This window comes from Pseudomonas subflava, from assembly GCF_023823685.1.
Taxonomy (GTDB): Bacteria; Pseudomonadota; Gammaproteobacteria; order Pseudomonadales; family Pseudomonadaceae; genus Aquipseudomonas; species Aquipseudomonas subflava.
Genome location: NZ_JAMXBF010000018.1, coordinates 1 through 23192 on the forward strand (window position 1 = coordinate 1; position 23192 = coordinate 23192).

Consider the following 23192-nt stretch of genomic DNA (forward strand, 5'->3'; position numbering starts at 1 on the left):
ACAGCAGACCGGCCTGGTGGTCGACCAGCAGAACGACGGCGTTGTCTTTGTCCAGGCGGTTGTAGGTGGCGTTGGTCATGGTGAAATCCTCGATTTGTTTTCAATGGTGGCCGGCGGGGCCGGTGAGTCAGTCTTGTTTCGCAGTACGTCACTGCATGGAAGAAAGATTAAATTCGAGGCCTTTGACGCGCCAGACTGCGAAAATCGCCTCTAGCGTTCTATTTGGAGAACGATCTGTATGCGCCACGGCTATCGGCTCCTCGCGGCGAGCGATCATCTGAGACGAAGCAGGAGTGGAAGAGCATTCCCAGGTATTCCCGCCCGCTCGGCCGTTCAGCGCCGAACTGCGAGCAAATGAGTCGGAATGAATGGCGCGCGAGGGCTGAGGCCGGACATAGCTTCTATCGGCCATGGAACACTCGCCCATGCGGGCCGGCGAGCGGGCGGAGCGTCGCGCTCGCCCGCCTGGATCGTGCCGTCCGCCTGAATAGGCTGCTTCAAAAGGCGCCGTGGGATACCCTTGCGCCACGAATCAACCACGAAGCTGCGAATACAACGATGGGTTTTGAGCAACTAGCTGAGTTACGTGACCGCCTGCGGGCCGAAAAAGAGCAGGTAAAGACCGACAGTCCGAAGCCGCGCAAGCGTAAGCCTTCGGCGCAGGCGAAGCCCCGCGAGCAGGACCCGGCGGTGGAGGCGATCTGGCGGCTGCAGAAGCATTTCCCCCTGGCCTTCCCGGTCAACCCGGCCCCCAAGGTTCCGCTCAAGGAAGGCATTCTCAAGGATGCCGAGCAGCACCTGGAGCTGCTCGGCATCACCGGCGAACAGCTCAAGCTGGGCATCGCCAGCTGGTGCCGCGGCCAGCGCTACTGGGCGAGCATGACGGAGAATGCGCCGCGCCTGGACCTGAACGGCCAGCCCGTCGGCGCCGTGACGGCGGCGCAGGCGCAGTATGCGAAGCAGCAGGCCAACCGGCAGCGCGTCCAGGCGCGACGTGCTCAGTCCAAGCCAAAGGCGAAGACGCCCGCCGAGGCTCCCGCCGCCGATACCGCGGGGGAACAGCCCGCGGAGTGAGTGCGAGTCGGCCGCACGTTTAGAACCTGTAGGCGAGCTGTGCCCAGATGCGCGGCTGGCGCTCGATATCGCTCTGCGCCGGATGGTCGCCGAGCTTCCAAGCCGCCAGCGCGCTGACGTGCCATGTCGCGGTCGACCATTTCGCGCCCACACCTGTCGCCGACAGGCGGCGCGGAGCGGTGTCGTAGGTCAGGCTCGGGATATTCAGCCGAGCCTCGCCGTGATCGGCAAAGGCCACCAGCCGCCACGCACCGGTCAGCGCGTAGCGCAACTCGACATTGGCCAGCCAGCCCCTGTCGCCGCAGGCCGCCGTCTGCTGCATGAAACGCGCGCCGAATACACCGCCGATATAGCTCCCCGGATGCCCAACCTCGACCAGGAGCGTGGCAAAAATGTGCTGCCGGGAGCGAAGTTCATCCGTGCAAACCCGCGCGGACTTTGCTTTGATGCGGGCAAGACCGACGGCCACCGGTCCACCGCAGCAACACGAGCACTTAGCGTTGAACAACCTAACCCGAGAAGAGCTGGAAGCCGAGGTCACTCGCCTGCGCACGGCGCTCGAAACCGCAGGCATCGATCCCCAGCATCCCTCCACGAGCGCGCTCGAAGAGACACTGGCGCGTTATCGCCTCGCCGCCAAGGCGACCAACGATGCCATCTGGGACTGGGACCTGCTCGCCAACCACGTACTCTGGAACGACGCCCTGGAGCGCGCCTACGGCCACCCTCTCGACAGTGTCGAGCCCACAGGCGACTGGTGGCTCTCACAGATTCATCCCGATGACCGGGCACGTATCAGCGACTCCATCCATGCCGTGATCGAAGGCAGCGGCACGGCCTGGTCGGACGGTTACCGCTTTCGCTGCCACGACGGCTCGTATGCCGAGGTGCTCGACCGCGGACACGTGATCCGCGACGCGCAGGGCCGCGCGACGCGCATGATCGGCGCTATGCTCGACCGTACCAAGATGCGCACCGCCGAAGCGGCGCTGCTGCGCAGCGAAGAGCGTTTCCGGACGGTGCTGGAGACCACCGAGGCGGCCTTCGCCATCGTCCAGGTGAAGTTCGACGAGCGCGACGAGCCGGTGGACTACCGGTTCGTCGAGGCCAACGCGGCCTTCGAGCGCGAGGCCGGGGTGAACCTGCGCGGCAAGTGGGTGACCGAGTTCGCGCCCGACCTGGAGCGCTTCTGGTTCGAGACCTACGGACACGTGGCCAAGACCGGCGAGCCCGCGCGATTCGAGAACTACGCCAAGGCCTTCGAGCGCTGGTTCGACGTGCGCGCGGTGCGCATCGGCGAGCCGGCCGAACGGCAGATCGCGATCATCTTCAGCGACGTCACCCAGCGGCGCAATGCCGAGGAGCGCCTGCGCGTCAGCGAGGCGCTGGCGCGTGAGAATGCCGAGCGCATGCAGCTGGCACTGGCGGCCGGCGCCATCATCGGCACCTGGAACTGGCATCTGCCCAGCAACAGCTTCACGCTCGACAAGCCCTTCACCGAGGCATTCGGCCTGGACCCCGCGCTTGGGCGTGACGGCCTCACCCTGGAGCAGATCACCGCCACCGTGCACCCCGAAGACCGGGACGGACTGTTCGCCGCGATCAACGAGGCCATCGCCCGCGGCGGCACCTATTCCCATCAGTACCGGGTCCGCCGAAAGGACGGCCGTTACTACTGGATCGAGGCGAATGGGCGCGTGGAGCCGGCCGAAGACGGCAGCCCGCTAAGCTTCCCCGGCGTGCTCATCGATGTCGAGGCGCGGCGCGCCGTCGAAGCCGAACGCGACCGGGCGATCGCCGCGTTGCGGGCGTTCAACGAGACGCTGGAGCAGCGTGTCGCCGACCGCACGGCCGAACTGATGCAGGCCGAGGAAAAGCTGCGCCAGTCGCAGAAGATGGAGGCCGTCGGCCAGCTCACCGGCGGCCTGGCCCATGACTTCAACAACCTGCTGGCGGGCATCTCGGGCGCCCTCGATCTGACGCTCCTGCGCATCGCCCAGGGGCGCTGGCAGGACATCGAGAAATACATCGTTACCGCCCAGGGCGCGGCCAAGCGCGCGGCGGCGGTGACCCACCGGCTCCTGGCCTTCTCCCGCCGGCAGACGCTCGACCCGCGGCCCACCGACGTGAACCTGCTGATCGCCGGCATGGCCGAGCTGATCCAGCGCACCGTGGGGCCGAGCATCCGCGTCGAGACCTCCGGCGCGAGCGGGCTGTGGCCGGCGCTGGTCGATGCGAGCCAGCTGGAAAACGCGCTGTTGAATCTCTGCCTCAACGCCCGCGACGCCATGCCCGAGGGTGGCTCCATCCAGGTCAGGACGGCGAACCGGCGAATGGACAAGGAGGCCGCCCGCGCGCTCGACCTGCGCGAGGGCGAGTACCTGTCGCTGGCAGTGACCGACACGGGCGTGGGCATGACGCCGGAGATCATGGCCAAGGCCTTCGATCCGTTCTTCACCACCAAACCCATCGGCCAGGGCACGGGTCTCGGACTGTCGATGATCTACGGCTTCGCCCAGCAATCTGGCGGACAGGTGCGTATCCAGTCCGAGCTGGGCAACGGCTCCACCGTGAGCCTGTACTTGCCGCGCTACCACGGCGATGCGGCGAAGGACGAAACGGAAGCCGGGAGCAACCCGTCCGCCTGCGCGGAAACCGGCGAGACCATTCTGGTGGTGGACGACGAGCCCACGGTGCGCATGCTGCTCACGGAAGCGCTGGGCAACCTGGGCTACACCCTGATCGAGGCGGCCGACAGCCTCGCCGGGCTCAAGGTGCTGCGCTCGGACGTGCACATCGACCTGCTGATCACCGATGTCGGCCTGCCCGGCGGCATGAACGGCCGGCAGATGGCCGATGCCGGTCGGGAGCTGCGCCCCGGCCTGAAGACCCTGTTCATCACCGGCTACGCAGAACAGGAGGTCTTCGAGCCTCGGCACCTCGGCCCGGGAATGGAGGTGCTGACCAAGCCCTTCACGATCGACGCACTGGTGGCGAAAGTGCGCGAACTGGTGATCGCCTAGTCGAATCGACCGTGGGAGGCCTGCAGAGCGTCTCCTGCCTCGCCTGGCTTCCTCGCCTCGGTAATCACACGGCCCCCGCACCAGGCTGGATAGTCGAGGCCTGCCCGATCAGGACGGTTTGGCGAAAGCTTCCAGCGTGTCCTCGGCTACCCGCAGTTCCCGCACCGGGAAGGCGAATTCCACGTCCAGCGCCTGGAGCCCCGCCAGCAGCTCCAGGTTGATCGCCTGCTGCACGTCCATGTAGCGGTTGTAGTCGGAGGTTTGCATGATGTAGACGACCTCGAACAGCAGCCGGCTTTCCTCGAAGGCGAAGAAGTGGGCGCGATCGAACTTGGCGTCGCCCTGCTTGCCGATGATGTCCCGCACCAGGTCGGCCACCGCCTTGGCCTTGTCCGCCGGGGTGCGGTAGCTGATGCCGAACTGGAACACGATGCGCCGGGTGTTCATGCGCTTGTAGTTGTGCAGCGTCTGCTTCAGCAGCTCGGTGTTGGAGCAGACGATCTGCTCGCCGCTGAGGCTGCGGATGCGCGTGGTCTTCAGGCCGATGTGCTCGATGGTGCCGGCCACGTTGCCGAACACCACGAAGTCGCCGATTTCGAACGGCTTGTCGAAGCCGATGGACAGCGACGCGAAGACATCGCTGAGGATGGTCTGCACGGCGAGCGCCACGGCGATGCCGCCGACGCCGAGGCTGGCGATCAGCGCGGTGATGTCGACGCCCAGGTTGGCGAGGATCGACAGCAGCATCACCGCCCAGACGACGATCAGGATCACCACCGAGATGATCGTCGCCATCACCGGATTCTGCACCCCGCCGAAGCGCGACGCGGCCATGCCCCGCGTCCACAGGCGCACGCAGGCGTCGAGCCAGAGCGCCACCTGCAAGGCCAGCACGACGAACCAGCCATGGGCCAGCGCCGCCTCCCAGCTGGCGGGCAATTCCACCAGCTTGAGCGCCAGCATGAGCGAGAAGACGAACAGCAGCAGGTTGCTGGTTCTGTGGGCGATGGCCGAGGCGTAACGGGCCCAGCGGCTGGTGCCGTCGGCCAGACGCTTGCGCAGCGAGCCGATCAGAAACCGCAGCAGTCCGAAGCCGATGACGGTCGCCGCGATCACCAGCAGCACCTGGCTGACGAACGCCATGTCGAGGCTGGAATACAACTTCATCGGGTGTCTCCCTTGTTGGCTAGGCACGAGTCATTTTTGGCGGGCCTGGCCGGGAGAAGTTCACGGGAGTTGGCCGCGGGCGCGCATCGTTGCGCGGGCCCGCACATGGAAACGGGGCCTCAGCCCCGTCTCGTTCACAGCTGTTGCGGCGCTCGCTCACAGAGCGTCTTCAGCGCCTCGGCCCAGCGCGGGTGGTCGTTCAGGCACGGCACCAGCACCAGCTCCTCGCCGCCGGCCTCGCGGAACTGCTCCTGGCCGCGCTGGCCGATCTCCTCCAGGGTCTCGATGCAGTCGGCGACGAAGGCCGGGCACATCACCAGCAGCTTCTTCGCCCCGGCCTTGCCCAGCTCGTCCAGGCGCGCCTCGGTGTAGGGCTCGATCCACTTGGCGCGGCCCAGGCGCGACTGGAACGACACCGACCACTTGCCCGCCGGCACCCCGGCGCGCTCGGCGAACAGCTCGGCGCTGCGCAGGCACTGGGCGCGGTAGCAGCGGGCCAGCACCTCCGGCGAGGCGGTCTTGCAGCACTCAGCGCCCTTCAGGCAGTGGCCGCTGGGGTCGAGCTTGTGCAGATGCCGCTCGGGCAGACCGTGAAAACTCAGCAGCAGATGATCGTAGTCCTGCTGCAGATGGGGCCTGGCGCTCTCGACCAGGGCATCCAGATATTCGGGCTGGTCGTAGAAGGGCTGCAGGGTGGCGAAGCGCAGCGGCAGGTTCTGCTCCCGCGCCACCCGACGGACCTCTTCCAGCGCGGTGGTGGTAGTGCTGTCGGCGAACTGCGGATAGAGCGGCGCCAGCGTCACCTGGCGCACCCCCTGGGATGCCAGGCGCGTGAGCACGCCGGCGATGGACGGCTCGCCGTAGCGCATGGCCAGCTCCACCGGGCCGTGCGGCCAATGCGGCACCATCGCCTGCTGCAGGCGGCGGCTGAGGGCGATCAGCGGCGAGCCCTCGTCCCACCAGATCGACGCGTAGGCGTGCGCCGACTCGGCCGGGCGCTTGATCAGGATCAGCGACACCAGCAGGCGGCGAACCGGCCACGGCAGGTCGATCACGTAGGGGTCCATGAGGAACTGGTTGAGGTAGCGACGCACGTCGGAAACCTCCGTGGAGGCCGGCGAACCCAGGTTGATCAACAGCAGGGCATGGTCGGTCATGCGGTGTCCTTGAACAGGTCGGCCAGGGCCGAGTCGATGTCGGTGAAACGGAATACGTAGCCGGCGGCCAGCGCGCGTTGCGGTATCGCCTTCTGCCCACCGAGCAGCAGCCCGGACAGCTCGCCCAGGCCCAGCTTCAACAGCGGCCCCGGTAGAGGCAGCAACGCGGGCCGGTGCAGCGCCCGGCCCAGCGCCTGGGCGAAGGCCCGGTTGCGGACCGGCTGCGGCGCGCAGGCATTATAGGGACCGCTGGCGTCTTCCCGCTGCAAGAGAAAATCGATCAGGCCGATTTGGTCCTGCAGATGAATCCAGGGCATCCATTGCCGACCATTGCCGATCGGCCCGCCCAGGCCCAGGCGGAACGGCGGCAGCAGGCGCTTGAGAAAGCCGCCGTCCCTGGCCAGCACCAGCCCGGTGCGCAGCAGCACCACGCGCAGGCCCAGCGTCTCGGCACGCTGGGCGGCCTCCTCCCAGGCGCCGCACAGCTGGGCGGCGAAGTCCTCGACCACCGGCGGGCTGTCCTCCTGCAACTCGCGCTCGCCGCCGTCGCCATACCAGCCTACGGCGGAACCGGAGATCAGCACCTGCGGCCTGGCGTCGCGGCTCTCCAGCCAGGCCAGCAGCTGTTCGGTGAGCGTGATGCGGCTGGCCCACAGCAGCGCCTTGCGCTTGTGCGTCCAGGGGCGGTCGGCGATAGGCGCGCCGGCCAGGTTGATCACCGCGTCCAGCGGGCCGTCGCCGTAGTCCTCGAGCCGGCCGATGCCGCGCACGCCCGCGCCGCAGCGCTCGGCGACCTTTTCCGGCGTGCGGCTCCACACCGTCAGCCGGTGCCCCTGCGGCAACCAGTGGCGGCAGAGCGCACGACCGATCAGCCCCGTACCGCCGGTCAGCAATATGTGCATGGCATTTTCCTCGCGTGGGGTTCTCCCCCTAGTCTGAATCATGACGGTGCGGCGTGCCTTTTTCCGCCCGGGCCGCCGTCCCAGTTTTGACACGCTCGCGCCGAGGCGCGAGACGGGTACAACCAATGTTCGTCCACCCGTGTCCAACCTGTAGCCGGCGGTGATATCGCTCCGAGAAGCGACTGGCTCCGGGAAACGAGGTCCATCATGAACGCACCCATCGCGATTATCGGTACCGGCCTGGCGGGCCTCTCCGCCGCCCAGGCCCTGCATGCGGCAGGGCTGGAGGTCGAGCTGTTCGACAAGAGCCGCGGCAGCGGCGGACGCATGGCCAGCAAGCGCAGCGACGCCGGCGCGCTGGACCTCGGCGCCCAGTACTTCACCGCCCGCGACCGCCGCTTCGTCGAGGTGGTCCAGCAGTGGCAGGCCCGCGGCTGGGTCGCCGAGTGGGATCCGCAGCTCTACCACTACAACCAGAACGGCCTGCTGCCCTCGCCGGACGAGCAGGTGCGCTGGGTAGGCACGCCGCGCATGAGCGCCATCAGCCGCGCCCTGCTCGGCGCCCTGCCGGTGCACTTCGCCTGCCGCATCACCGAGGTGTTCCGCGGCGAGCAGCACTGGGGCCTGCAGGATGCCGACGGCAACAGCCACGGCCCCTACAGCAGCGTGATCGTCGCCACGCCCGCGCCGCAGGCCACCAACCTACTGGCCGCCGCACCGAAGCTGGCCGGCGCCGCCGCCAGCGTGATCATGGAACCGACCTGGGCCGTGGCCCTGGGCTTCTCCACTCCACTGGAGACCGCCGTGCAGGGCTGCTTCGTGCAGGGCGGCGCGCTCGACTGGCTGGCCCGCAACCGCAGTAAGCCGGGCCGCGATGGCGGTTGCGACACCTGGGTGCTGCACGCCACCAGCGCCTGGAGCAAGCAGCACCTGGACCTGCCCAAGGAGGCGGTGATTGAACAGTTGCATGGGGCTTTCGCAGAGCTGATCGGCTGCGCCCTGCCCGCTCCGGCCTTCAGCCTGGCCCACCGCTGGCTCTACGCCCGCCCGGCCAGCGCCCACGAGTGGGGCGCGCTGGCGGATGCCGACCTGGGCCTGTACGCCTGCGGCGACTGGTGCCTGTCCGGCCGGGTGGAGGGCGCCTGGCTCAGCGGCCAGGAGGCCGCGCGGCGCCTGCTGGAGCACCGTCAGTGACACCGACGCGGATCAACCCGCGCAAGCTGCTGCTGTCGAAATGGACGGCGCGCGCCCCGCAAAACCGCGAGCGTCACTTCCTGGTGACCGAACTGCACCACGATGACGCTGGCCGGCTGCTGGAGGTCGACCTGCAGGCCGTGCTCACCGGCCGCAGCGAGCGCCTCGACTGGCGCCGCCTGCAGGACCCGCAGCGCTGGCAGATGGGCTGGAAGTAGCGGCTGTGGGACAATGCGCGCCCCGCCCGCCGAACCGCCCGCCATGCGTCAGAAAACCCAGCCTCCCCGCCCGCCCCAGGTCGTCGCCAAGGGTCAGCTGCACCCGCGCAACCGCCACCAGGGGCGCTACGACTTTCCCAAGCTGATCGAGGCCAGTCCCGAGCTGGGCCGCTTCGTCATCCTCAACCCTTACGGCAAGCAGAGCATCGACTTCGCCGATCCCGAGGCGGTGAAGGTCTTCAACCGCGCGCTGATGCGCCAGCTGTACGGCATCCGCCACTGGGACATCCCGCCCGGCTACCTGTGCCCGCCGGTGCCCGGCCGCGCCGACTACCTGCACGGCCTCGCCGACCTGCTGGCCGAGAGCGGCGACGGCGTGATTCCCCGGGGCAAGGCGGTGCGCGTGCTGGACGTGGGCACCGGGGCCAACTGCATCTACCCGCTGCTCGGCCACCTCGACTACGGATGGCGCTTCCTCGGCTCGGACATCGACCCGGTGGCCTTGGCCTCGGCCAAGGCGATCGTCCAGGCCAACGGTCTGCAGGACGCCATCGAGCTGCGCCACCAGGCCGACCCCGGACACATTTTTCAGGGCCTGCTGGAGGCCGGCGAGCGCTTCGCCCTAACCCTGTGCAACCCGCCTTTCCACGCCTCCGCGGCCGAGGCTGCCAGCGGCAGCACTCGCAAGTGGAAGAACCTGGGCAAGCTCGACCCCAAGCGCAAGCTGCCGGCCCTGAACTTCGGCGGGCAGAGCAACGAGCTGTGGTGCGAGGGCGGCGAGGCGGCCTTCCTGCGGCGCATGGCGCGCGAGAGCGCGACGGTGGCCGACCAGGTGCTGTGGTTCAGCAGCCTGGTGTCCAAGGCCGCCAACCTGCCGGCCCTGGAGACCGCGCTGAAGCAGGCCGGGGCGCTGGAGGTGCGCCGCGTGGACATGGCCCAGGGCAACAAGCAGAGCCGCTTCGTCGCCTGGACCTTCCTCGAGGTCGCCGCGCGGCGCGCCTGGCTGCAAGGCTGATGGCCTTCACCCTCGCCGCCTCCTGCGAGTATCGCGAGGAGATTCGCAAGAGCCGCTTCCTCGCCCTGGCCGCGCCCGTCGACTCGGCCGAGCAGGCGCTGGCCTTCATCGAACGGCACCGCGACCCGGGCGCCTCGCACAACTGCTGGGCCTTCCGCTGCGGCGATCAATACCGCTTCAGCGACGACGGCGAACCCGGCGGCACCGCCGGCCGACCGATCCTGGCCGCCATTGAGGGCCAGGACTGCGACCGCGTGATGGTGCTGGTGATTCGCTGGTACGGCGGCATCCAGCTCGGGACCGGCGGCCTGGCCCGCGCCTATGGTGGCGGCGCGGCCAAGTGCCTGCAGGGCGGCGAGCGGATCGAGCTGATCGCGCGGGTGACCGCCCGTTGCCACGTGCCCTTCGCCGAGCTGGCGCGGGTCAAGGCGCGCCTGGCGGATTGGCAGGCGGTGCTGGAGGAGGAGCGTTTCGACGCCCAGGGCGCCGAGCTGCGCCTGGCGTTGCCCGCCGAGCGCCTGGCACAGGCAGCGCGCCAGTTGGCGGACCTGGGCCGCGGGCAGATCAGGCTGGAGCAGGACTGAGCCGCTGACTCACATCGCCCATTCGCTCACCACCATGTGCGTCTTCACCCGCAGCATGCCGGGGAAACTCTCGATGGCGCCGCGGATCTCGGCCAGGCGCGCCATGCTCGCCGCCTCGACCTGCACCAGCATGTCGGTCTCGCCGCTGATGCCGCAGCACTGGCGGATCTCGGGGAACGCGCGCATGCGGTCCACATAGTCCTGGCAGCGGCTGTTCTGATAGAACAACTCGAGGAAGGCCTTCACCCCGCCGCCCGCCGGGTCGACCACCTGGGCGTGGTAGCCGCGGATGACCCCGTCCTGCTCCAGCTGGCGGATGCGCTCGCCGACCGCCGAGCGCGACAGGCTGACCTCGCGGGCGATCTGGCTGACGGGAGTGCGCGCGTCCTGGCGCAGCAGGGCGATGATCTGACGATCGAACTTGTCCACGGTGATTCTCGGCGGCAGGCGGTTTGACGGAGGAATCCGCCACTTTGCCGGCGATCGGCGGCGACCTGCTGCAGACGGCGCGCTTAACATGGCGGGATCGAAACCGAGCGAGCATACAACATGAGCCGGCTGAACAAGGAACTGGGCCTGCTGCAGGGCGTCGCGCTGCTCAGCACCTCGCTGCTGGGCACCGGCATCTTCGTGGTGCCCGCCCTGGCCGCCACCGCCGCCGGCGACGCCTCGCTCTGGGCCTGGCTGATCCTCATCGCCCTGGTGCTGCCGGTGGCCTTCACCTTCGCCCAGCTGGGCAAGCGCTTCCCCCATGCCGGCGGCGCGCCGCACCTGATCGGCCGGGCCTTCGGCGCACGCATGGAGCGGCTGATCGCCTTCCTGTTCCTCGCCGTGCTGCCGGTGGGCCTGCCCGCGGCGCTGAACATCGCCATCGGCTTCTGGCAGGCGGTGCTGCCGATCGGCAAGGTCGAGGCGCTGCTGATCCAGTTCGTCACCCTCGGCGCCATGCTCCTGCTCGGCCAGCGCCCGGCCCGCGCCAGCGGGGTGGTACAGGGCCTGATCGCCCTGGCGATCCTCGGCACGGTCGGCCTGGTCTGGTGGGTCGGCGACCTGCCGCTGGCCAGCCAGCCGCTGCTGCCGCAGATCGACGGCTCCTGGCAGCTGATCCCCGCGGCGCTAGGCGTGATGTTCTGGTGCTTCGTCGGCATCGAGGCCTTCACCCACCTGGGCGAGGAATTCAAGCACCCGCAGCGCGACTTCCCCCTGGCCCTGCTGCTCGGCGTGCTGCTGGCCGGCCTGGTGTACTGGGCCTTCTCGGTGGCGGTGCTGAGCTTCGGCGTGTACGGCGACGTGCACAGCGACGCCGCCTCGCTGCCACGGCTGATGCACATGCTGCTGGGCGACGAGGCGCGCTGGCTGGTGGCGGCGGTGGGCTACCTGGCCTGCTTCGCCTCGATGAACGTCTATGTGCAGGGCTTCGCCCGGCTGATCTGGAGCCTGGCCGACGAGGGCAAGCTGCCCGCCTCGCTCGCCCCGCTCAACCGTCACGGCGTACCGGCCCGCGCCCTGCTGGTGGTGGTAGTGAGCTGCTGCCTGTGCGCCACCCTGGCCGCGGTGATGCAGCTGTCGGTGGACGACCTGATCCGCTACGCCAACGGCAACTTCATCGTCGTCTACCTGCTCAGCATGGCCGCCGGCTGGGTGCTGTTGCGCGGCCTCTGGCGCTGGATCGCAGGCTTCAGCACGCTGCTCTGCCTGCTGGTACTCGCGGCCCTGGGCCTGGAGGCGCTTTACGCCCTGGCCCTGCTCGCCGGCTTCGCCGTGCTTGGGCACTGGCACGCGCGACGCGCCACGCCGCTCATTCCACGCGGCTGAGCGGTGAATGCGCGCGCTCGCGCGGCTATCCTCTGCCGGGAGATAGCCAGAAGGACCGCCCATGCGCCGCATTCTCCGCGACCTGAAAATCCTCATCCTCGCCAACCTGTGGATCGTGCCGGTACTGGCCGCCCTGGTCGGCGCGCTGTTCTACTTCGTCGCCCCGCCGCCGCCGATGCACGCGCGCATGGCCACCGGCGCGCCCGGCGGCGGTTACCACGCCTTCGCCGAACGGCTGCGCGACGAGCTCGCCTTGCAGGGCTTCGAGCTGGAGCTGGTGCCGAGCCAGGGCTCGCGCGACAACCTGGCCAAGCTGGGCCAAGGCGCCGTGGAGCTGGCCCTGGTGCAGAGCGGACAGGAGCTGACGCTGGACGACGAGCAGCGGGACAGACTCAGCGGGCTCGGCGTCATGTACCGCGAGCCGCTGTGGCTGTTCACCGGCGCTGACGTGAAGTTTGAGCGCCTGGCCGACCTGCGTGAACTGCGCCTGGCCATCGGCTCGCAAGACAGCGGCACCCAGGCGGTGACCGCGGCGCTGCTGGCCGCCAACCGCATCGAAGCCGCCGACTACCCCGAACGCTGGCAGCAGATCGGCGGCAGCCGGGCGGCCGACGCGCTGACGGCCGGCGAGCTGGACGCCGCGTTCTTCGTCGGCCCGGCGGAGAATGCGCTGATCCAGCGCCTGGCCACCGAGCCCGGGCTGCGCTTGGTCAGCCTGCGCCGCACCGAGGCCTATCTGGCGCGACTGCCCTACCTGAGCCGCCTGGAAGTGGGCGAAGGCATGCTGGACATGGCGCAAAACACTCCCGACCAGGACATCGTCACCCTCGGCCCGGTCGCCACGCTGGTGGCCGGCGAGAGCTTCCACCCGTCCCTGACCCCGCTGATTCTGGAGGCGGCCAGGACCGTGCTGAAGAACGGCAGCCTGCTCGATCCGGCCGGCAGCTACCCGGCCAGGCCGCCGCTGTCGCTGCGCACGCTCGACGAGGCCGAGTACTACTACGACAAGGGCCTGCCGATCCTGCAGCGCTACCTGCCGTTCCGCATCGCCTCGCTGGCCGACCGCTACATCATCCTCGCCATCCCGCTGCTGGTGCTGCTGTTCCCGCTGTTCAAGGCCATCGGCCCGATCTACCAGTGGCGCATCCGCGCGCGGATCTACCGCTGGTACAAGCACCTGCGCGAAATCGACCAGCAGTTGTACAAGGGCAGCCTGAATGGCGATATCGGCGCCGAGATCGCGCGCCTGGAGAAACTGGAGGATGAGCTGGCCCGGGTCGAAGTGCCGCTGTCGTACTCCAGCGAGTTGTACGAACTGCACATGCACCTGCGCTACATGATCGAGCGCCTGCACGCGGTGCAGCGCCGCCGGGCCATCGCTGCGGCCCAATAAAAAGCCCCGCCGGGCAATGCCTGGCGGGGCCTCGGGTCAGGCGTGGATCACTTGATCCAGTGCTTGCCCCAGTGGGTGATGTCGTAGGCCTTGGCGGCGCGCTTCAGGGTCGGGCCGGCCTGGCCGGCTTCGATCTCGTCGATCGCCTTGGTCGAATGCGACAGCCAGCTGGTGACGAAGGCCATGGCATCGCCATTGATCTCCAGCGCCCGGGCATCGATGTTGTTCAGCCCATCGCAGGCCTGGTGGTAGCAGGGATCGAGCGCGATGCCCGCAGTGCCGCCGTAGCGCGCCGCCTGCTCCTCGGTCTTCAGCACCTCGGCTCCGGTGAACAGGCCGCCGAACGCGATGCCGTCGGTGAAGAACTGTGCATAGTCGGAGCGGAAGGTGATCTCGTCACCCTCGGACGGCAGCCCGCGCAGTGCGTAGTACTCCTCGAACAGCTTCTCGATGGCCGCCGAGCCGGGCGGGCCTTCCAGGCCGAAGTCCGAGCCGTCGCCGTCATACACGAAGTAAGCGAAGTTCGGCGAGGCGATCATGTCGAAGTTCAGGTACGCCTTGATCTTCGCCTTCTCTTCCGGCGGCAGCTGAGTCACGTAATGGGTCGAGCCCACCAGCCCCGACTCCTCGGCCCCCCACCAGGCGAAGCGCAGCTTGTTGTTCGGCCGCACCTTGCGCAGCTGCACGGCCATCTCCAGCAGCGCGGCGCTGCCCGAACCGTTGTCGTTGATGCCCGCACCCTCGTACACCGAATCCAGGTGCGCGCCGGCCATCACCACGTTGTTCGGATTGCCGTGGCGCGTCTCGGCGATGAGGTTGTGGGTCTGGGTGCGCTCGCGCACCACGTCGGTGACCATGCGCAACTGCAGCTCGGCGGTCTGCGCCAGGCTCACGCCGACATCGTAGGTGGCGAACAGCACGGGAATGCCACCGGCGTAGGCGTCGCCCAGGGTGGCGCTGAGCAGGCCCTTGCGGTCCTCGGTGTCGCCCTGGTTGAAGATCACCACCCCGGCGGCACCGGCCTCGGCGGCGTTCTCCGCCTTGATGCGGAAGTCGCACGCACCGCGCTGCACCAGCGCGATGGCGCCTGCGGGGAAGCCGGTGAAGTCTTCCGGCTCGCAGCCGCTGGTGGAGGTGTTGCCGGCACCGAGGGCGATGTCCACCGGCGCCACGGCCGCGGTCACGTCACCGGCATCGGTCTGCGACAGGTAGGTGAAGTCCACCTCCCACTCGTATTCGCCCGGCGCCGGCGCCACCGTCTGCAGCAGGCCGGGGCCCTGCGGATAGAAGGCGCTGAAGGGAAAGGCCTGCAGCGTCACGCGGTAGCCGGCGCGCTCCAGCGTCTCCTTCACGTAGTTCACCGAGCCGTCGTAACCCGGCAGGCCGGCGGCGCGGTTGCCGCCGTTGGCCTGGGCCACGTCGTGCAGCATCTGCAGGTGTTGCTGGGTGTTCTCCACCTGCATGCAGCGCGGTAGCAGCAGCGGCGAACTGTTGAGCAGGCCGGCGCGACACTCCAGCGGGCCGATGCGGCTCGGGCTCCAGAGTTTGTCGAACAGTTGCGAGAAGTCCTGGGTGGCCAGGGCCGGCGAGGCAGCGGTGGCGAGAAGCGAGGCGAACAGCAGTTTCTTCTTGTAGTGCATGGGTTTTCTCCAATCCGTATTTGGAGCAAATGGATGCGACAGCGCTTGTGGCGCGGCCGCGGACCGTCCCTTTACTGCGTCGTGTGGACGCATGGACAGTAGACCCGCATCGCCGGGCAAGCGAAGCGGTGGCAGATCTTTTCGTCGAAAAATTGCGGCAGTTCACCGAAGATAACGGCACAAAGCCATCACTCGAGGCGCCGGCGACCCGCCTGCGAACGGAGTCGGGTAGACTCCTCGCCCTGTTTCCCGCGAATCACCGAAGACCGATACCCATGCCGATCCGCCACTGCATCGTCCACCTGATCGACAAGAAGCCCGACGGCTCACCCGCCGTGCTGCACGCCCGCGACTCCGAACTCGCCGCGTCGCAGGCCATGGAGAATCTGCTGGCGGACCTCAACGAGAGCTACAACGCCAAGCAGGGCAAGGCCTGGGGCCTGTTCCACGAGGAATCCGGTGCCTATCCGTTCAGCGGCTGGCTGAAGGCCTATCTGGACGACGAGCAGGACTTCACCGCCTTCAGCCGCCAGGCCGTGGAGCAGCTGCAGAAGCTGATGGAGGAATCCAACCTGTCCACCGGCGGCCACGTGCTGTTGGCCCATTACCAGCAAGGCATGACCGACTACCTGGCCATCGCCCTGCTGCACCACAGCGAGGGCGTGGCGGTGACCGACGCGCTGGACGTGGCGCCGGCCAAGCACCTGGACCTCGGCCAGCTGCACCTGGCGGCGCGCATCAACATCTCCGAGTGGCGCAACAACGCGCACTCCAAGCAGTACATCTCGTTCATCAAGGGCAAGAACGGCAAGAAGGTCTCGGACTACTTCCGCGACTTCATCGGCTGCCAGGAGGGCGTCGACGCGCCGAGCGAGACGCGCACCCTGCTTAAGGCCTTCAGCGACTTCGTCGAGAGCGAGGACATGGCCGAGGAGCAGGCCCGCGCCAAGACCGAGACGCTGGTCGACTACGCCACCAGCCAGGCCAAGATCGGCGAGCCGATCACCCTCGACGAACTCTCCGGGCTGATCGACGAGGACCGCCCGCGCGCCTTCTACGAGCACATCCGCAACAAGGACTATGGCATGGCCCCGGAATTTCCGGCGGACAAGCGCACCCTCAGCCAGTTCCGCCGCTTCACCGGCCGCGCCGAGGGCCTGTCGATCAGCTTCGAAGCCCATCTGCTGGGCTCGAAGATCGAGTACGACGAGGCGCGCGACATGCTGATCATCCGCCAGGTCCCCACCCAGTTGAAGGACCAGCTCAAGCGTCGCAAGGACTGACATGGGCAAACGGCTATTCGTGCTGCTGGCGCTGTTCGCCGCCTGGCAGCACTGGGACCGCATCGAGACCTTCCTCGGCCTCGGGCCGACGCCGCGGATGGCCGCCGCGGATGCGCCGGTGGTGCTCTATGCCACCAGCTGGTGCGGCTATTGCGCCAAGACCCGCAGCTTCCTCGCCGAGGAAGGCATTGCGTATACCGAGCTGGATATCGAGAAGTCCGCCGAAGGCCGCCGCGCCTACGAGGCGCTGGGTGGTCAGGGCGTGCCGCTGCTGACGGTGGGCGACACGCTGGTGCGCGGCTACGACCCCGAGGGCATCAAGGCCGCGCTGCGCTAGCCCGCCATCCGAGCAGGGTGTGCCATGCGCACCGAGTCTCCGCATGGTGCGTGCGGCGAACCCCACAAAAGCGGCGCGACACTAGAGCCCTCGCCGTACATGCGGGCTCGGACGGGCCCGGCGTCGTAGGGTGCGCCGCGCGCACCAACCCTCTGCGCGGTGCGCACAGCGCACCCTACAAAGCGGCTCGACACCATCGCCATTTGCCACAACCGGGCGCGGACTGCGAATGCGCCGCGTCGCCTAGGGTGCGCCGTGCGCACCACCCCTGCCGCGCGCGCCGACCCGGCGCACGCGGCACGCCGCTTAGCAGGCCTCGATGCGGAAGCCCAGGCGCGGGAAATGCACGTGGACGGTGCCGGCGCGCTCGTCCTCGCGTCGCAGGATGATCGATTCCTCGGCCACACAGAGCAGCTCGCCCTGCACCGGGTCGACACCGTAATCGGTCGCCGCCACCTTCACCTGCTGGCCCTTGGCAACGCCCAGCGATGCGCCGAAATCCCGCTCCGGCAGCGCCGCCGGCGTGGCGTCGCGAGCGATGGCGATGGCCTCTTCGGCGCTTAGGGTGCTCGACGCGCCATGACCGAAGCCGAGCACGCGACCGAGCCAGGCGCTGACCGCCGGGTAGTCATCGACCAGCGGCGCGGTGACATGGGTGCCCTTGAGGAACCACAGCGGATGGGCCATGGCGAAGTCGGCCACCGACGCCTCGCCGAACAGGAAGTCGCCCTCCTCCCGTGCCAGTTGCTGTTCCAGGCGCGCCATCAGCACCGGCCATTGCAGCTTGGCCTGCTCCAGCGGCAGGCGGGTGGCGCTGCCGCCGGAGAACAGCGCGGCGCGGTCGGCGACGAAGGCCTGCTGCGCGGCCGGCGGCAGCTTGCCCATGCGCACGGCGATGGATTCCGGCTGGAACACCAGGGCCACGGCATGCTGGAACACCACGGCATCGGCCCATTGGGCGAAGCTGGCGGCGGTCAGTTCATGGCCTTCCGGGAAGAGCGCCGAGGTAGCCTTCTCGGCCTCCAGGCGGCGGGCGATCAACGCGGTGTCGCAGTAGATGTCGGCACCGACCTGCAGCACCGGCGTCTTGCGGTAGCCACCGGTGAGCGCGGTGAGGTCGGGCTTGGGCATGACCCGCGGAATCTCCACCGAGCGCCACGACAGCTGCTTGTAGCCCAGCATCAGGCGGGCCTTCTCTGCGAAGGGCGAGGCGTCGTAATGGTGCAGGATCAGTTCGGACATGGCGGGTCTCCGCTGCTTATTGGAATGCGAGGCCGCAGCTTAGCCGCAGCCGGCGCCGCGGCCTACCCCGGCGCGGCGACTATCAGCGCTTCCTTGGCCGCCTTCTTCAGGCGCTTGATGGCGATCTCGCGGCGCAGCGCCGCGCGCTTGTCGACGCAGGACTCGACATAGACCAGTGCACGGGCCGGGCTGGCGTGGAAGAAGCGCGCGCCTTTGCCGCTGCGGTGTTGTTCGAAGCGCCGCTGCGGATCGTCGCTGATGCCGCAGTAGAGCGCGCCGCTCTCGGCGCGGACCAGATAGACAAACCAGGGCTTGGCGGGAGGTGTATCGGTCATGGCTCGGCAGCAGGATGCGGGGCCGCCGAGCTTACGCCAGTCAGCGTCCGGCCTGCCAGGCGCGCAGCCCGCCCATGGCCTGCTTGCGGATGGCGTTCTGCACCGGCGCCAGCCAGCCGAGCAGCACGCCCTTGGCGCCCAGGGCCTGGCGGGACCAGCGCCACAGGTCGAAGCGGTCGCGGTGCTCGACGATCTTGCCGCCGACGAAGCGGAAGCTGGCCTCGATATGGTTCTCCACCATGCGCCCGGTCTGGCTGAACAGGTAGGTAGCCACCCAGCGCGCGCGGCCCTTTTCGTCGTCCGCTTCGAGCACCTCGTAGGTCAGGGAAAACTGCTTGGCGCGGGCGCAGAGCATGCGCCACATGTCGCCGGCGTCCGTGCCCTTGAGGTCGCGGAACACCGGGTCGGAAAACTCGACATCGTCGGCGTAGCAGGCGGCCATGGCCTCGGCGTCCTGGCGCTGGAAGGCCTGGTAGAAACGGTCGATCAGTTCGGCGTTGGGGTGGGCCATGGCAACACGCTCTGGGTTGGGATGGGCGAAGTATGGCCGCGGCTAACACCGCCGGCGATTGGCGATACAGACAACTTTGTGGCCATAATCGCCAAATGATCCGCATCGCCCTCTATACCTGCCCGCAGACCGTGCTCTCCAGCCTGAGCATGGCCGACGACGCCTTCCGCCTGGCCAACCAGTTGGCCGGTGAGGCGCTGTTCGAGCTGCAGCGGATCAGCTTCGATGGCCAGCCGGTGCAGCTGGGCTACGCGCAGCTGCGGGTGGACGGCAATCTGAGCCTGGCCGAGCGTGCCGACCTGCTGCTGATTCCCGCCACCGGCAGCGCGCTGGATCGCACCCTGGAGCACAACGCCGCCCTGCTCGCCTGGCTGGCCGCACGCCCGCAGCACCAACAACTGGCCAGCCTGTGCAGCAGCGCCTGCCTGCTGGCTGCCTCCGGAGTGCTGGACGGCCGCCGCGCCACGACGCACTGGGCCCTGGCCGAGCAGTTCCGCCAGCGCTTTCCCAGAGTGCGCCTGCAGATCGATGCGCTGTTCACCGAGGACGACAACCGCTTCTGCTCCGGAGGCGCCCAGGCCGGCCTCGACCTGTGCCTGCACCTGATCGCCGTGCATGGCGGCGACTGGCTGGCCCAGCGCGTGGCCGGCGCTCTGGTGGTGGAGCGTGAGCGCGGCGGGCAGAGCCGCTTCGCCCCGCTGCTGCCGATGGCTGGGCAGGACGACCCATTGATTGCCCCGCTGCTGCGCTGGTTGCAGCAGCACCACGCCCAGGCCATCGACCTGCCGCTGCTGGCCGAACGCGCCAACTGCTCCACCCGCACTCTGCTGCGGCGCTTCAAGGCGGCCACCGGCCTGACGCCCAATGACTACCTGCAGCGCCTGCGCATCAGCGCCGCGCAGAGCGCCCTGCGCAACCCGGCGCGCTCGCTGGAACAGGTCGCCGCCCAGGTCGGCTACGCCGACCGCGCCACCTTCGCCAAGCTGTTCAAGCAACTGTGTGGCGAGACGCCCGGGGCCTTTCGCAAGCGCCTGCGCCAGCCGATGTAGGGCGCCAGGTGCACCCCGCAAACCGCAGGGTGCGCCATGGACTGCCATAGCACCCTGTACGCGACCCATGAAAAAGGAGCCTCGAGGGCTCCCTTTTTCTTACCGCGGCCAGATCAGTGGAGGATCTGCCCGAGGAACAGCTTGGTCCGCTCGTTCTGCGGGTTGTCGAAGAACGCGTTGGGCTCATTCTGTTCGACGATCTCACCACGGTCCATGAAGATCACCCGGTTGGCCACGGTGCGAGCAAAGCCCATCTCGTGGGTCACGCAGAGCATGGTCATGCCGTCTTCGGCCAGGCCGATCATGGTATCCAGCACCTCCTTGACCATTTCCGGGTCGAGGGCCGAGGTCGGCTCGTCGAACAGCATGATCTTCGGCTTCATGCACAGGGCGCGGGCGATGGCCACACGCTGCTGCTGGCCGCCGGAGAGCTGGCCTGGGTACTTGTGCGCCTGCTCGGGGATACGCACGCGCTCGAGGAAGTGCATGGCGATCTCTTCGGCCTTGCGCTTGGGCATCTTGCGTACCCACATCGGCGCCAGGGTGCAGTTCTGTAGCACGGTCAGGTGCGGGAACAGGTTGAAGTGTTGGAACACCATGCCCACTTCGCTGCGGATCGCCTCGATGTGCTTGAGGTCGCTGGTCAGCTCGGTACCGTCGACGACGATGCGCCCCTGCTGGTGTTCCTCCAGGCGGTTGATGCAGCGGATGGTGGTGGACTTGCCGGAACCGGACGGGCCGCAGAGGACGATGCGCTCGCCCTGCTGCACGTCGAGGTTGATGTCCTTGAGCACATGGAACTGCCCGTACCACTTGTTCACGCCCTGCAGCTGAATGATCGGCTCGGCCGCGGCTTCTTTCTTAACTTCGGTCATGGTCAATGACTCCTAACGCTTGTGGCCGGTGTCCAGCTTGCGCTCCAGGCGCATGGAATAGCGGGACATGCCGAAACAGAAAATCCAAAACACCAGGGCGGCGAACACGTAGCCCTCGGTGGCCATGCCCAGCCAGGCCGGGTCGGTGGTGGCTTGCTTGATGCTGTTGAGCAGGTCGAACAGGCCGATGATGATCACCAGGCTGGTGTCCTTGAACAGGGCGATGAAGGTGTTGACGATGCCCGGGATCACCAGCTTGAGCGCCTGCGGCAGGATCACCAGACCCATCATCCGCCAGTAGCCCAGGCCCATGGCCGCGGCCGCCTCGTACTGGCCCTTGGGGATGGCCTGCAGGCCGCCACGCACCACTTCGGCGATGTAGGCGGACTGGAACAGGATCACCCCGATCAGGGCGCGCAGCAGCTTGTCGAAGGACAGGCCTTCCGGCAGGAACAGCGGCAGCATCACCGAGGACATGAACAGCACGGTGATCAGCGGCACGCCGCGCCAGAACTCGATGAAGGTCACGCAGATCACCCGGATCGCCGGCATCTTCGAGCGCCGGCCCAGCGCCAGCACGATGCCCAGCGGCAACGCGCCGGCGATGCCGACGGCGGCGATCACCAGGGTCAGCATCAGGCCGCCCCACTGGCTGGTTTCCACTTCGGTCAGGCCGAGGAAGCCGCCGTGCAGCAGCCAGAAGGCCAGCAGCGGGTAGATGACCAGAAACGCCGCGCCGTACAGCGCCTTGCGCGGCATCGCCGAGACAAACAGTGGCGCTGCGCCGATCACCGCCAGCCACACGGTGAGGTCGACGCGCCAGCGCAGTTCGGCCGGGTAGAAGCCGTACATGAACTGGCTGAAGCGCTCCTTGATGAACACCCAGCAGGCGCCCTCGCCGGTGCAGTCGGCGCGGGTGGTGCCGACCCAGTCGGCCTCGAACACCGCCCATTTCAGCAGCGGCGGCACGATCAGCCAGACCAGGTAGATGGCCAGCAGGGTCAACAGAGTATTGAACCAGTTGGAAAACAGGTTGGATCGCAGCCAGCCGACGACGCCCACGCTCATGCGGGGCGGCGGCAGACTGGGACGGAACTGATGGACTTCCATGCGCTTCTCCTTACCGCTCGATCAGCGCGATGCGCTTGTTGTACCAGTTCATCAGGATCGAGATGCTGATGCTGATGGCCAGGTACACACTCATGGTGATGGCGATGGCTTCGATGGCCTGACCGGTCTGGTTCAGGGTCGTGCCGGCGAACAGCGAGACCATGTCCGGATAGCCGATGCCGGCGGCCAGCGACGAGTTCTTCGCCAGATTCAGATACTGGCTGGTCAGCGGCGGGATGATCACGCGCAGGGCCTGGGGGATGATCACCAGACGCAACGTCTTGCCCGCCGGCAGGCCTAGGGAGCGCGCCGCCTCGGTCTGACCGTGGCTCACCGCCTGGATGCCGGAACGCACGTTCTCCGCGATGAAGGCCGCGGTGTAAACGGTCAGCGCCAGGGTCAGCGCCATCAGTTCGGGAATCAGCACCCAGCCGCCGCGGTAGTTGAAGCCCTTCAGCTCCGGGACGGTCCAGTGGAAGGGATCGCCGAACACCAGCATGGCCAGGCCCGGCAGCGCGACGATCAGCACCAGGCTGGTGATCAGCGTCGGGAAGCTCCGCCCGGTGGCCTCGAAGCGCCGCAGCGCCCAGCGCGCCAGCACCCAGACCGCCACCAGGGCGACCACCACGGCGATCAGGAACGGCCAGAAGCCTTCCGCCATGTTCGGCGAAGGCATGTTCAGGCCTCGGTTGCTCAGAAAGAAGGTGTCGCCGAGGTTGAGGCTCTGCCGCGGACCGGGCAGCGGCAGGAACACGGCGAAGTACCAGAAGAATATCTGCAGCAGTGGCGGGATGTTACGGAAAGTCTCGATATAGACGGTGGCCAGTTTGCTGATCAGCCAGTTCGGCGACAGCCGCGCCACGCCGAGAATGAAGCCGAGGATGGTGGCCAGCACGATGCCGATGGCCGAGACCAGCAAGGTGTTGAGCAGGCCGATGACGAAGACGCGGCCGTAGCTGTCGCTTTCGGTGTAATCGATCAGGTGCTGAGAAATACCGAAGCCGGCACTCTGATCGAGAAAGCCGAAGCCCGAAATGATGCCGCGCTGGGCGAGGTTGTGCTGGGTGTTGTGGAACAGGTACCAGCCGATCGCCACGACGGCGATGACGGCGATGATCTGGAATAGCCAGCCGCGCACCTGCGGGTCGGTCCAGACCGACGCGCGCGGGCGCGAAATAGTGGCGGGATTTTGCATAGCGGCCCTCATGGAAACTCCGCGCCCGTGAATTGCGGCGCGGAGTTCTCTGAATCAGAAACACCATCGCCCC

The 23192-nt window shown here is 67.9% G+C and carries 23 protein-coding genes and 1 pseudogene; 11 read left to right on the top strand and 13 right to left on the bottom strand.

What is annotated here, in order from left to right:
* Positions 1 to 79 (bottom strand): annotated as a pseudogene (locus NF616_RS20435) (hydrolase); the annotation flags it as partial.
* Between the two features lie 479 nt (positions 80 to 558).
* Between NF616_RS20435 and NF616_RS20440 the strand changes: the two are divergent.
* Positions 559 to 1074 (top strand): ProQ/FinO family protein, encoded by a 516-nt coding sequence (locus NF616_RS20440; RefSeq protein WP_252275611.1) that lies wholly within the window; start codon positions 559 to 561, stop codon positions 1072 to 1074.
* 19 nt (positions 1075 to 1093) lie between these two features.
* Here the strand turns inward: NF616_RS20440 and NF616_RS20445 are convergent, their stop codons facing one another.
* A complete protein-coding gene (locus NF616_RS20445) occupies positions 1094 to 1543 on the bottom strand; it encodes a hypothetical protein (protein ID WP_252275612.1) in 450 nt (149 codons plus the stop codon).
* A gap of 31 nt (positions 1544 to 1574) precedes the next feature.
* Between NF616_RS20445 and NF616_RS20450 the strand changes: the two genes are divergently transcribed.
* Positions 1575 to 4097 carry a PAS domain-containing protein gene (locus NF616_RS20450; protein ID WP_434091918.1) on the top strand — a complete coding sequence of 841 codons (2523 nt, stop codon included), beginning with the start codon at positions 1575 to 1577 and terminating at the stop codon, positions 4095 to 4097.
* A 108-nt stretch (positions 4098 to 4205) separates the two neighbouring features.
* Here NF616_RS20450 and NF616_RS20455 read toward each other — a convergent pair whose 3' ends face one another.
* The 3 genes from NF616_RS20455 to NF616_RS20465 form a co-directional block, all read right to left on the bottom strand.
* Positions 4206 to 5264, bottom strand: coding sequence for a mechanosensitive ion channel family protein (locus NF616_RS20455; RefSeq protein ID WP_252275614.1), 1059 nt, complete (start codon positions 5262 to 5264; stop codon positions 4206 to 4208).
* 134 nt (positions 5265 to 5398) lie between these two features.
* On the bottom strand, positions 5399 to 6421 hold the full coding sequence (gene hemH / locus NF616_RS20460; protein WP_252275615.1) for a ferrochelatase: 1023 nt from the start codon (positions 6419 to 6421) through the stop codon (positions 5399 to 5401).
* Positions 6418 to 7323 (bottom strand): TIGR01777 family oxidoreductase, encoded by a 906-nt coding sequence (locus NF616_RS20465; RefSeq protein WP_252275616.1) that lies wholly within the window; start codon positions 7321 to 7323, stop codon positions 6418 to 6420. Before NF616_RS20465 ends, hemH begins: the two co-directional genes overlap by 4 nt.
* Positions 7324 to 7530: 207 nt before the next feature.
* Here NF616_RS20465 and NF616_RS20470 point away from each other — a divergent pair, with 207 nt between their 5' ends.
* The 4 genes from NF616_RS20470 to NF616_RS20485 are packed head-to-tail and all read left to right on the top strand — an operon-like array spanning position 7531 to position 10334.
* Positions 7531 to 8517, top strand: a complete 987-nt coding sequence (locus NF616_RS20470; RefSeq protein WP_252275617.1) for an NAD(P)/FAD-dependent oxidoreductase — start codon at positions 7531 to 7533, stop codon at positions 8515 to 8517.
* Positions 8514 to 8735, top strand: coding sequence for a TIGR02450 family Trp-rich protein (locus NF616_RS20475; protein WP_252275618.1), 222 nt, complete (start codon positions 8514 to 8516; stop codon positions 8733 to 8735). The genes NF616_RS20470 and NF616_RS20475 overlap by 4 nt, the downstream gene beginning before the upstream one ends.
* 43 nt (positions 8736 to 8778) lie before the next feature.
* Complete coding sequence (gene rlmF / locus NF616_RS20480) at positions 8779 to 9750, top strand: 23S rRNA (adenine(1618)-N(6))-methyltransferase RlmF (protein WP_252275619.1); 972 nt, start codon at positions 8779 to 8781, stop codon at positions 9748 to 9750.
* The gene (locus NF616_RS20485) at positions 9750 to 10334 is read left to right on the top strand and encodes an IMPACT family protein (RefSeq protein ID WP_252275620.1); all 585 of its coding nucleotides are present in this window, start codon (positions 9750 to 9752) and stop codon (positions 10332 to 10334) included. Before rlmF ends, NF616_RS20485 begins: the two co-directional genes overlap by 1 nt.
* A gap of 9 nt (positions 10335 to 10343) precedes the next feature.
* Here the strand turns inward: NF616_RS20485 and NF616_RS20490 are convergent, their stop codons facing one another.
* Positions 10344 to 10763 carry an Lrp/AsnC family transcriptional regulator gene (locus NF616_RS20490; RefSeq protein WP_252275621.1) on the bottom strand — a complete coding sequence of 140 codons (420 nt, stop codon included), beginning with the start codon at positions 10761 to 10763 and terminating at the stop codon, positions 10344 to 10346.
* 120 nt (positions 10764 to 10883) lie between these two features.
* Between NF616_RS20490 and yjeH the strand changes: the two genes are divergently transcribed.
* Positions 10884 to 12149, top strand: a complete 1266-nt coding sequence (gene yjeH / locus NF616_RS20495) for an L-methionine/branched-chain amino acid transporter (protein WP_252275622.1) — start codon at positions 10884 to 10886, stop codon at positions 12147 to 12149.
* A 61-nt stretch (positions 12150 to 12210) separates the two neighbouring features.
* On the top strand, positions 12211 to 13542 hold the full coding sequence (locus NF616_RS20500) for a TAXI family TRAP transporter solute-binding subunit (RefSeq protein ID WP_252275623.1): 1332 nt from the start codon (positions 12211 to 12213) through the stop codon (positions 13540 to 13542).
* A 47-nt stretch (positions 13543 to 13589) separates the two neighbouring features.
* Here the strand turns inward: NF616_RS20500 and NF616_RS20505 are convergent, their stop codons facing one another.
* Positions 13590 to 15182: a M28 family metallopeptidase gene (locus NF616_RS20505; protein ID WP_252275624.1), complete on the bottom strand. Its 1593-nt coding sequence runs from the start codon at positions 15180 to 15182 to the stop codon at positions 13590 to 13592.
* Positions 15183 to 15457: 275 nt separating this feature from the next.
* Between NF616_RS20505 and yejK the strand changes: the two genes are divergently transcribed.
* Complete coding sequence (yejK, locus tag NF616_RS20510; protein ID WP_252275625.1) at positions 15458 to 16465, top strand: nucleoid-associated protein YejK; 1008 nt, start codon at positions 15458 to 15460, stop codon at positions 16463 to 16465.
* Between the two features lies 1 nt (position 16466).
* Complete coding sequence (locus NF616_RS20515) at positions 16467 to 16802, top strand: glutaredoxin family protein (protein WP_252275626.1); 336 nt, start codon at positions 16467 to 16469, stop codon at positions 16800 to 16802.
* 306 nt (positions 16803 to 17108) lie between these two features.
* On the opposite strand, the gene NF616_RS20520 is transcribed toward NF616_RS20515, so the two are convergent.
* The 3 genes from NF616_RS20520 to NF616_RS20530 all read right to left on the bottom strand — a co-directional run bounded on the left by NF616_RS20520 (position 17109) and on the right by NF616_RS20530 (position 18890).
* Complete coding sequence (locus tag NF616_RS20520; RefSeq protein WP_252275627.1) at positions 17109 to 18044, bottom strand: glutathione S-transferase family protein; 936 nt, start codon at positions 18042 to 18044, stop codon at positions 17109 to 17111.
* 62 nt (positions 18045 to 18106) lie between these two features.
* On the bottom strand, positions 18107 to 18379 hold the full coding sequence (locus NF616_RS20525; RefSeq protein WP_252275628.1) for a GIY-YIG nuclease family protein: 273 nt from the start codon (positions 18377 to 18379) through the stop codon (positions 18107 to 18109).
* 40 nt (positions 18380 to 18419) lie between these two features.
* Positions 18420 to 18890, bottom strand: a complete 471-nt coding sequence (locus NF616_RS20530; RefSeq protein ID WP_252275629.1) for a nuclear transport factor 2 family protein — start codon at positions 18888 to 18890, stop codon at positions 18420 to 18422.
* A 95-nt stretch (positions 18891 to 18985) separates the two neighbouring features.
* Between NF616_RS20530 and NF616_RS20535 the strand changes: the two genes are divergently transcribed.
* Positions 18986 to 19939: a GlxA family transcriptional regulator gene (locus NF616_RS20535; protein ID WP_252275630.1), complete on the top strand. Its 954-nt coding sequence runs from the start codon at positions 18986 to 18988 to the stop codon at positions 19937 to 19939.
* Between the two features lie 113 nt (positions 19940 to 20052).
* On the opposite strand, the gene NF616_RS20540 is transcribed toward NF616_RS20535, so the two are convergent.
* The 3 genes from NF616_RS20540 to NF616_RS20550 are packed head-to-tail and all read right to left on the bottom strand — an operon-like array spanning position 20053 to position 23119.
* On the bottom strand, positions 20053 to 20814 hold the full coding sequence (locus tag NF616_RS20540) for an amino acid ABC transporter ATP-binding protein (RefSeq protein WP_252275631.1): 762 nt from the start codon (positions 20812 to 20814) through the stop codon (positions 20053 to 20055).
* Between the two features lie 12 nt (positions 20815 to 20826).
* Positions 20827 to 21924, bottom strand: a complete 1098-nt coding sequence (locus NF616_RS20545; RefSeq protein ID WP_252275632.1) for an amino acid ABC transporter permease — start codon at positions 21922 to 21924, stop codon at positions 20827 to 20829.
* A 10-nt stretch (positions 21925 to 21934) separates the two neighbouring features.
* The gene (locus NF616_RS20550) at positions 21935 to 23119 is read right to left on the bottom strand and encodes an amino acid ABC transporter permease (RefSeq protein WP_252275633.1); all 1185 of its coding nucleotides are present in this window, start codon (positions 23117 to 23119) and stop codon (positions 21935 to 21937) included.
* Positions 23120 to 23192 lie beyond the last annotated feature (73 nt).

Coding starts and splice junctions, on each gene's coding strand:
- NF616_RS20440 (WP_252275611.1), top strand. CDS start 559: ATGGGTTTTGAGCAACTAGCTGAGTTACGTGACCGCCTGCGGGCCGAA.
- NF616_RS20455 (WP_252275614.1), bottom strand. CDS start 5,264: ATGAAGTTGTATTCCAGCCTCGACATGGCGTTCGTCAGCCAGGTGCTG.
- hemH (WP_252275615.1), bottom strand. CDS start 6,421: ATGACCGACCATGCCCTGCTGTTGATCAACCTGGGTTCGCCGGCCTCC.
- NF616_RS20465 (WP_252275616.1), bottom strand. CDS start 7,323: ATGCACATATTGCTGACCGGCGGTACGGGGCTGATCGGTCGTGCGCTC.
- NF616_RS20470 (WP_252275617.1), top strand. CDS start 7,531: ATGAACGCACCCATCGCGATTATCGGTACCGGCCTGGCGGGCCTCTCC.
- rlmF (WP_252275619.1), top strand. CDS start 8,779: ATGCGTCAGAAAACCCAGCCTCCCCGCCCGCCCCAGGTCGTCGCCAAG.
- NF616_RS20485 (WP_252275620.1), top strand. CDS start 9,750: ATGGCCTTCACCCTCGCCGCCTCCTGCGAGTATCGCGAGGAGATTCGC.
- yjeH (WP_252275622.1), top strand. CDS start 10,884: ATGAGCCGGCTGAACAAGGAACTGGGCCTGCTGCAGGGCGTCGCGCTG.
- NF616_RS20500 (WP_252275623.1), top strand. CDS start 12,211: ATGCGCCGCATTCTCCGCGACCTGAAAATCCTCATCCTCGCCAACCTG.
- NF616_RS20505 (WP_252275624.1), bottom strand. CDS start 15,182: ATGCACTACAAGAAGAAACTGCTGTTCGCCTCGCTTCTCGCCACCGCT.
- yejK (WP_252275625.1), top strand. CDS start 15,458: ATGCCGATCCGCCACTGCATCGTCCACCTGATCGACAAGAAGCCCGAC.
- NF616_RS20515 (WP_252275626.1), top strand. CDS start 16,467: ATGGGCAAACGGCTATTCGTGCTGCTGGCGCTGTTCGCCGCCTGGCAG.
- NF616_RS20520 (WP_252275627.1), bottom strand. CDS start 18,044: ATGTCCGAACTGATCCTGCACCATTACGACGCCTCGCCCTTCGCAGAG.
- NF616_RS20525 (WP_252275628.1), bottom strand. CDS start 18,379: ATGACCGATACACCTCCCGCCAAGCCCTGGTTTGTCTATCTGGTCCGC.
- NF616_RS20530 (WP_252275629.1), bottom strand. CDS start 18,890: ATGGCCCACCCCAACGCCGAACTGATCGACCGTTTCTACCAGGCCTTC.
- NF616_RS20535 (WP_252275630.1), top strand. CDS start 18,986: ATGATCCGCATCGCCCTCTATACCTGCCCGCAGACCGTGCTCTCCAGC.
- NF616_RS20540 (WP_252275631.1), bottom strand. CDS start 20,814: ATGACCGAAGTTAAGAAAGAAGCCGCGGCCGAGCCGATCATTCAGCTG.
- NF616_RS20545 (WP_252275632.1), bottom strand. CDS start 21,924: ATGGAAGTCCATCAGTTCCGTCCCAGTCTGCCGCCGCCCCGCATGAGC.
- NF616_RS20550 (WP_252275633.1), bottom strand. CDS start 23,119: ATGCAAAATCCCGCCACTATTTCGCGCCCGCGCGCGTCGGTCTGGACC.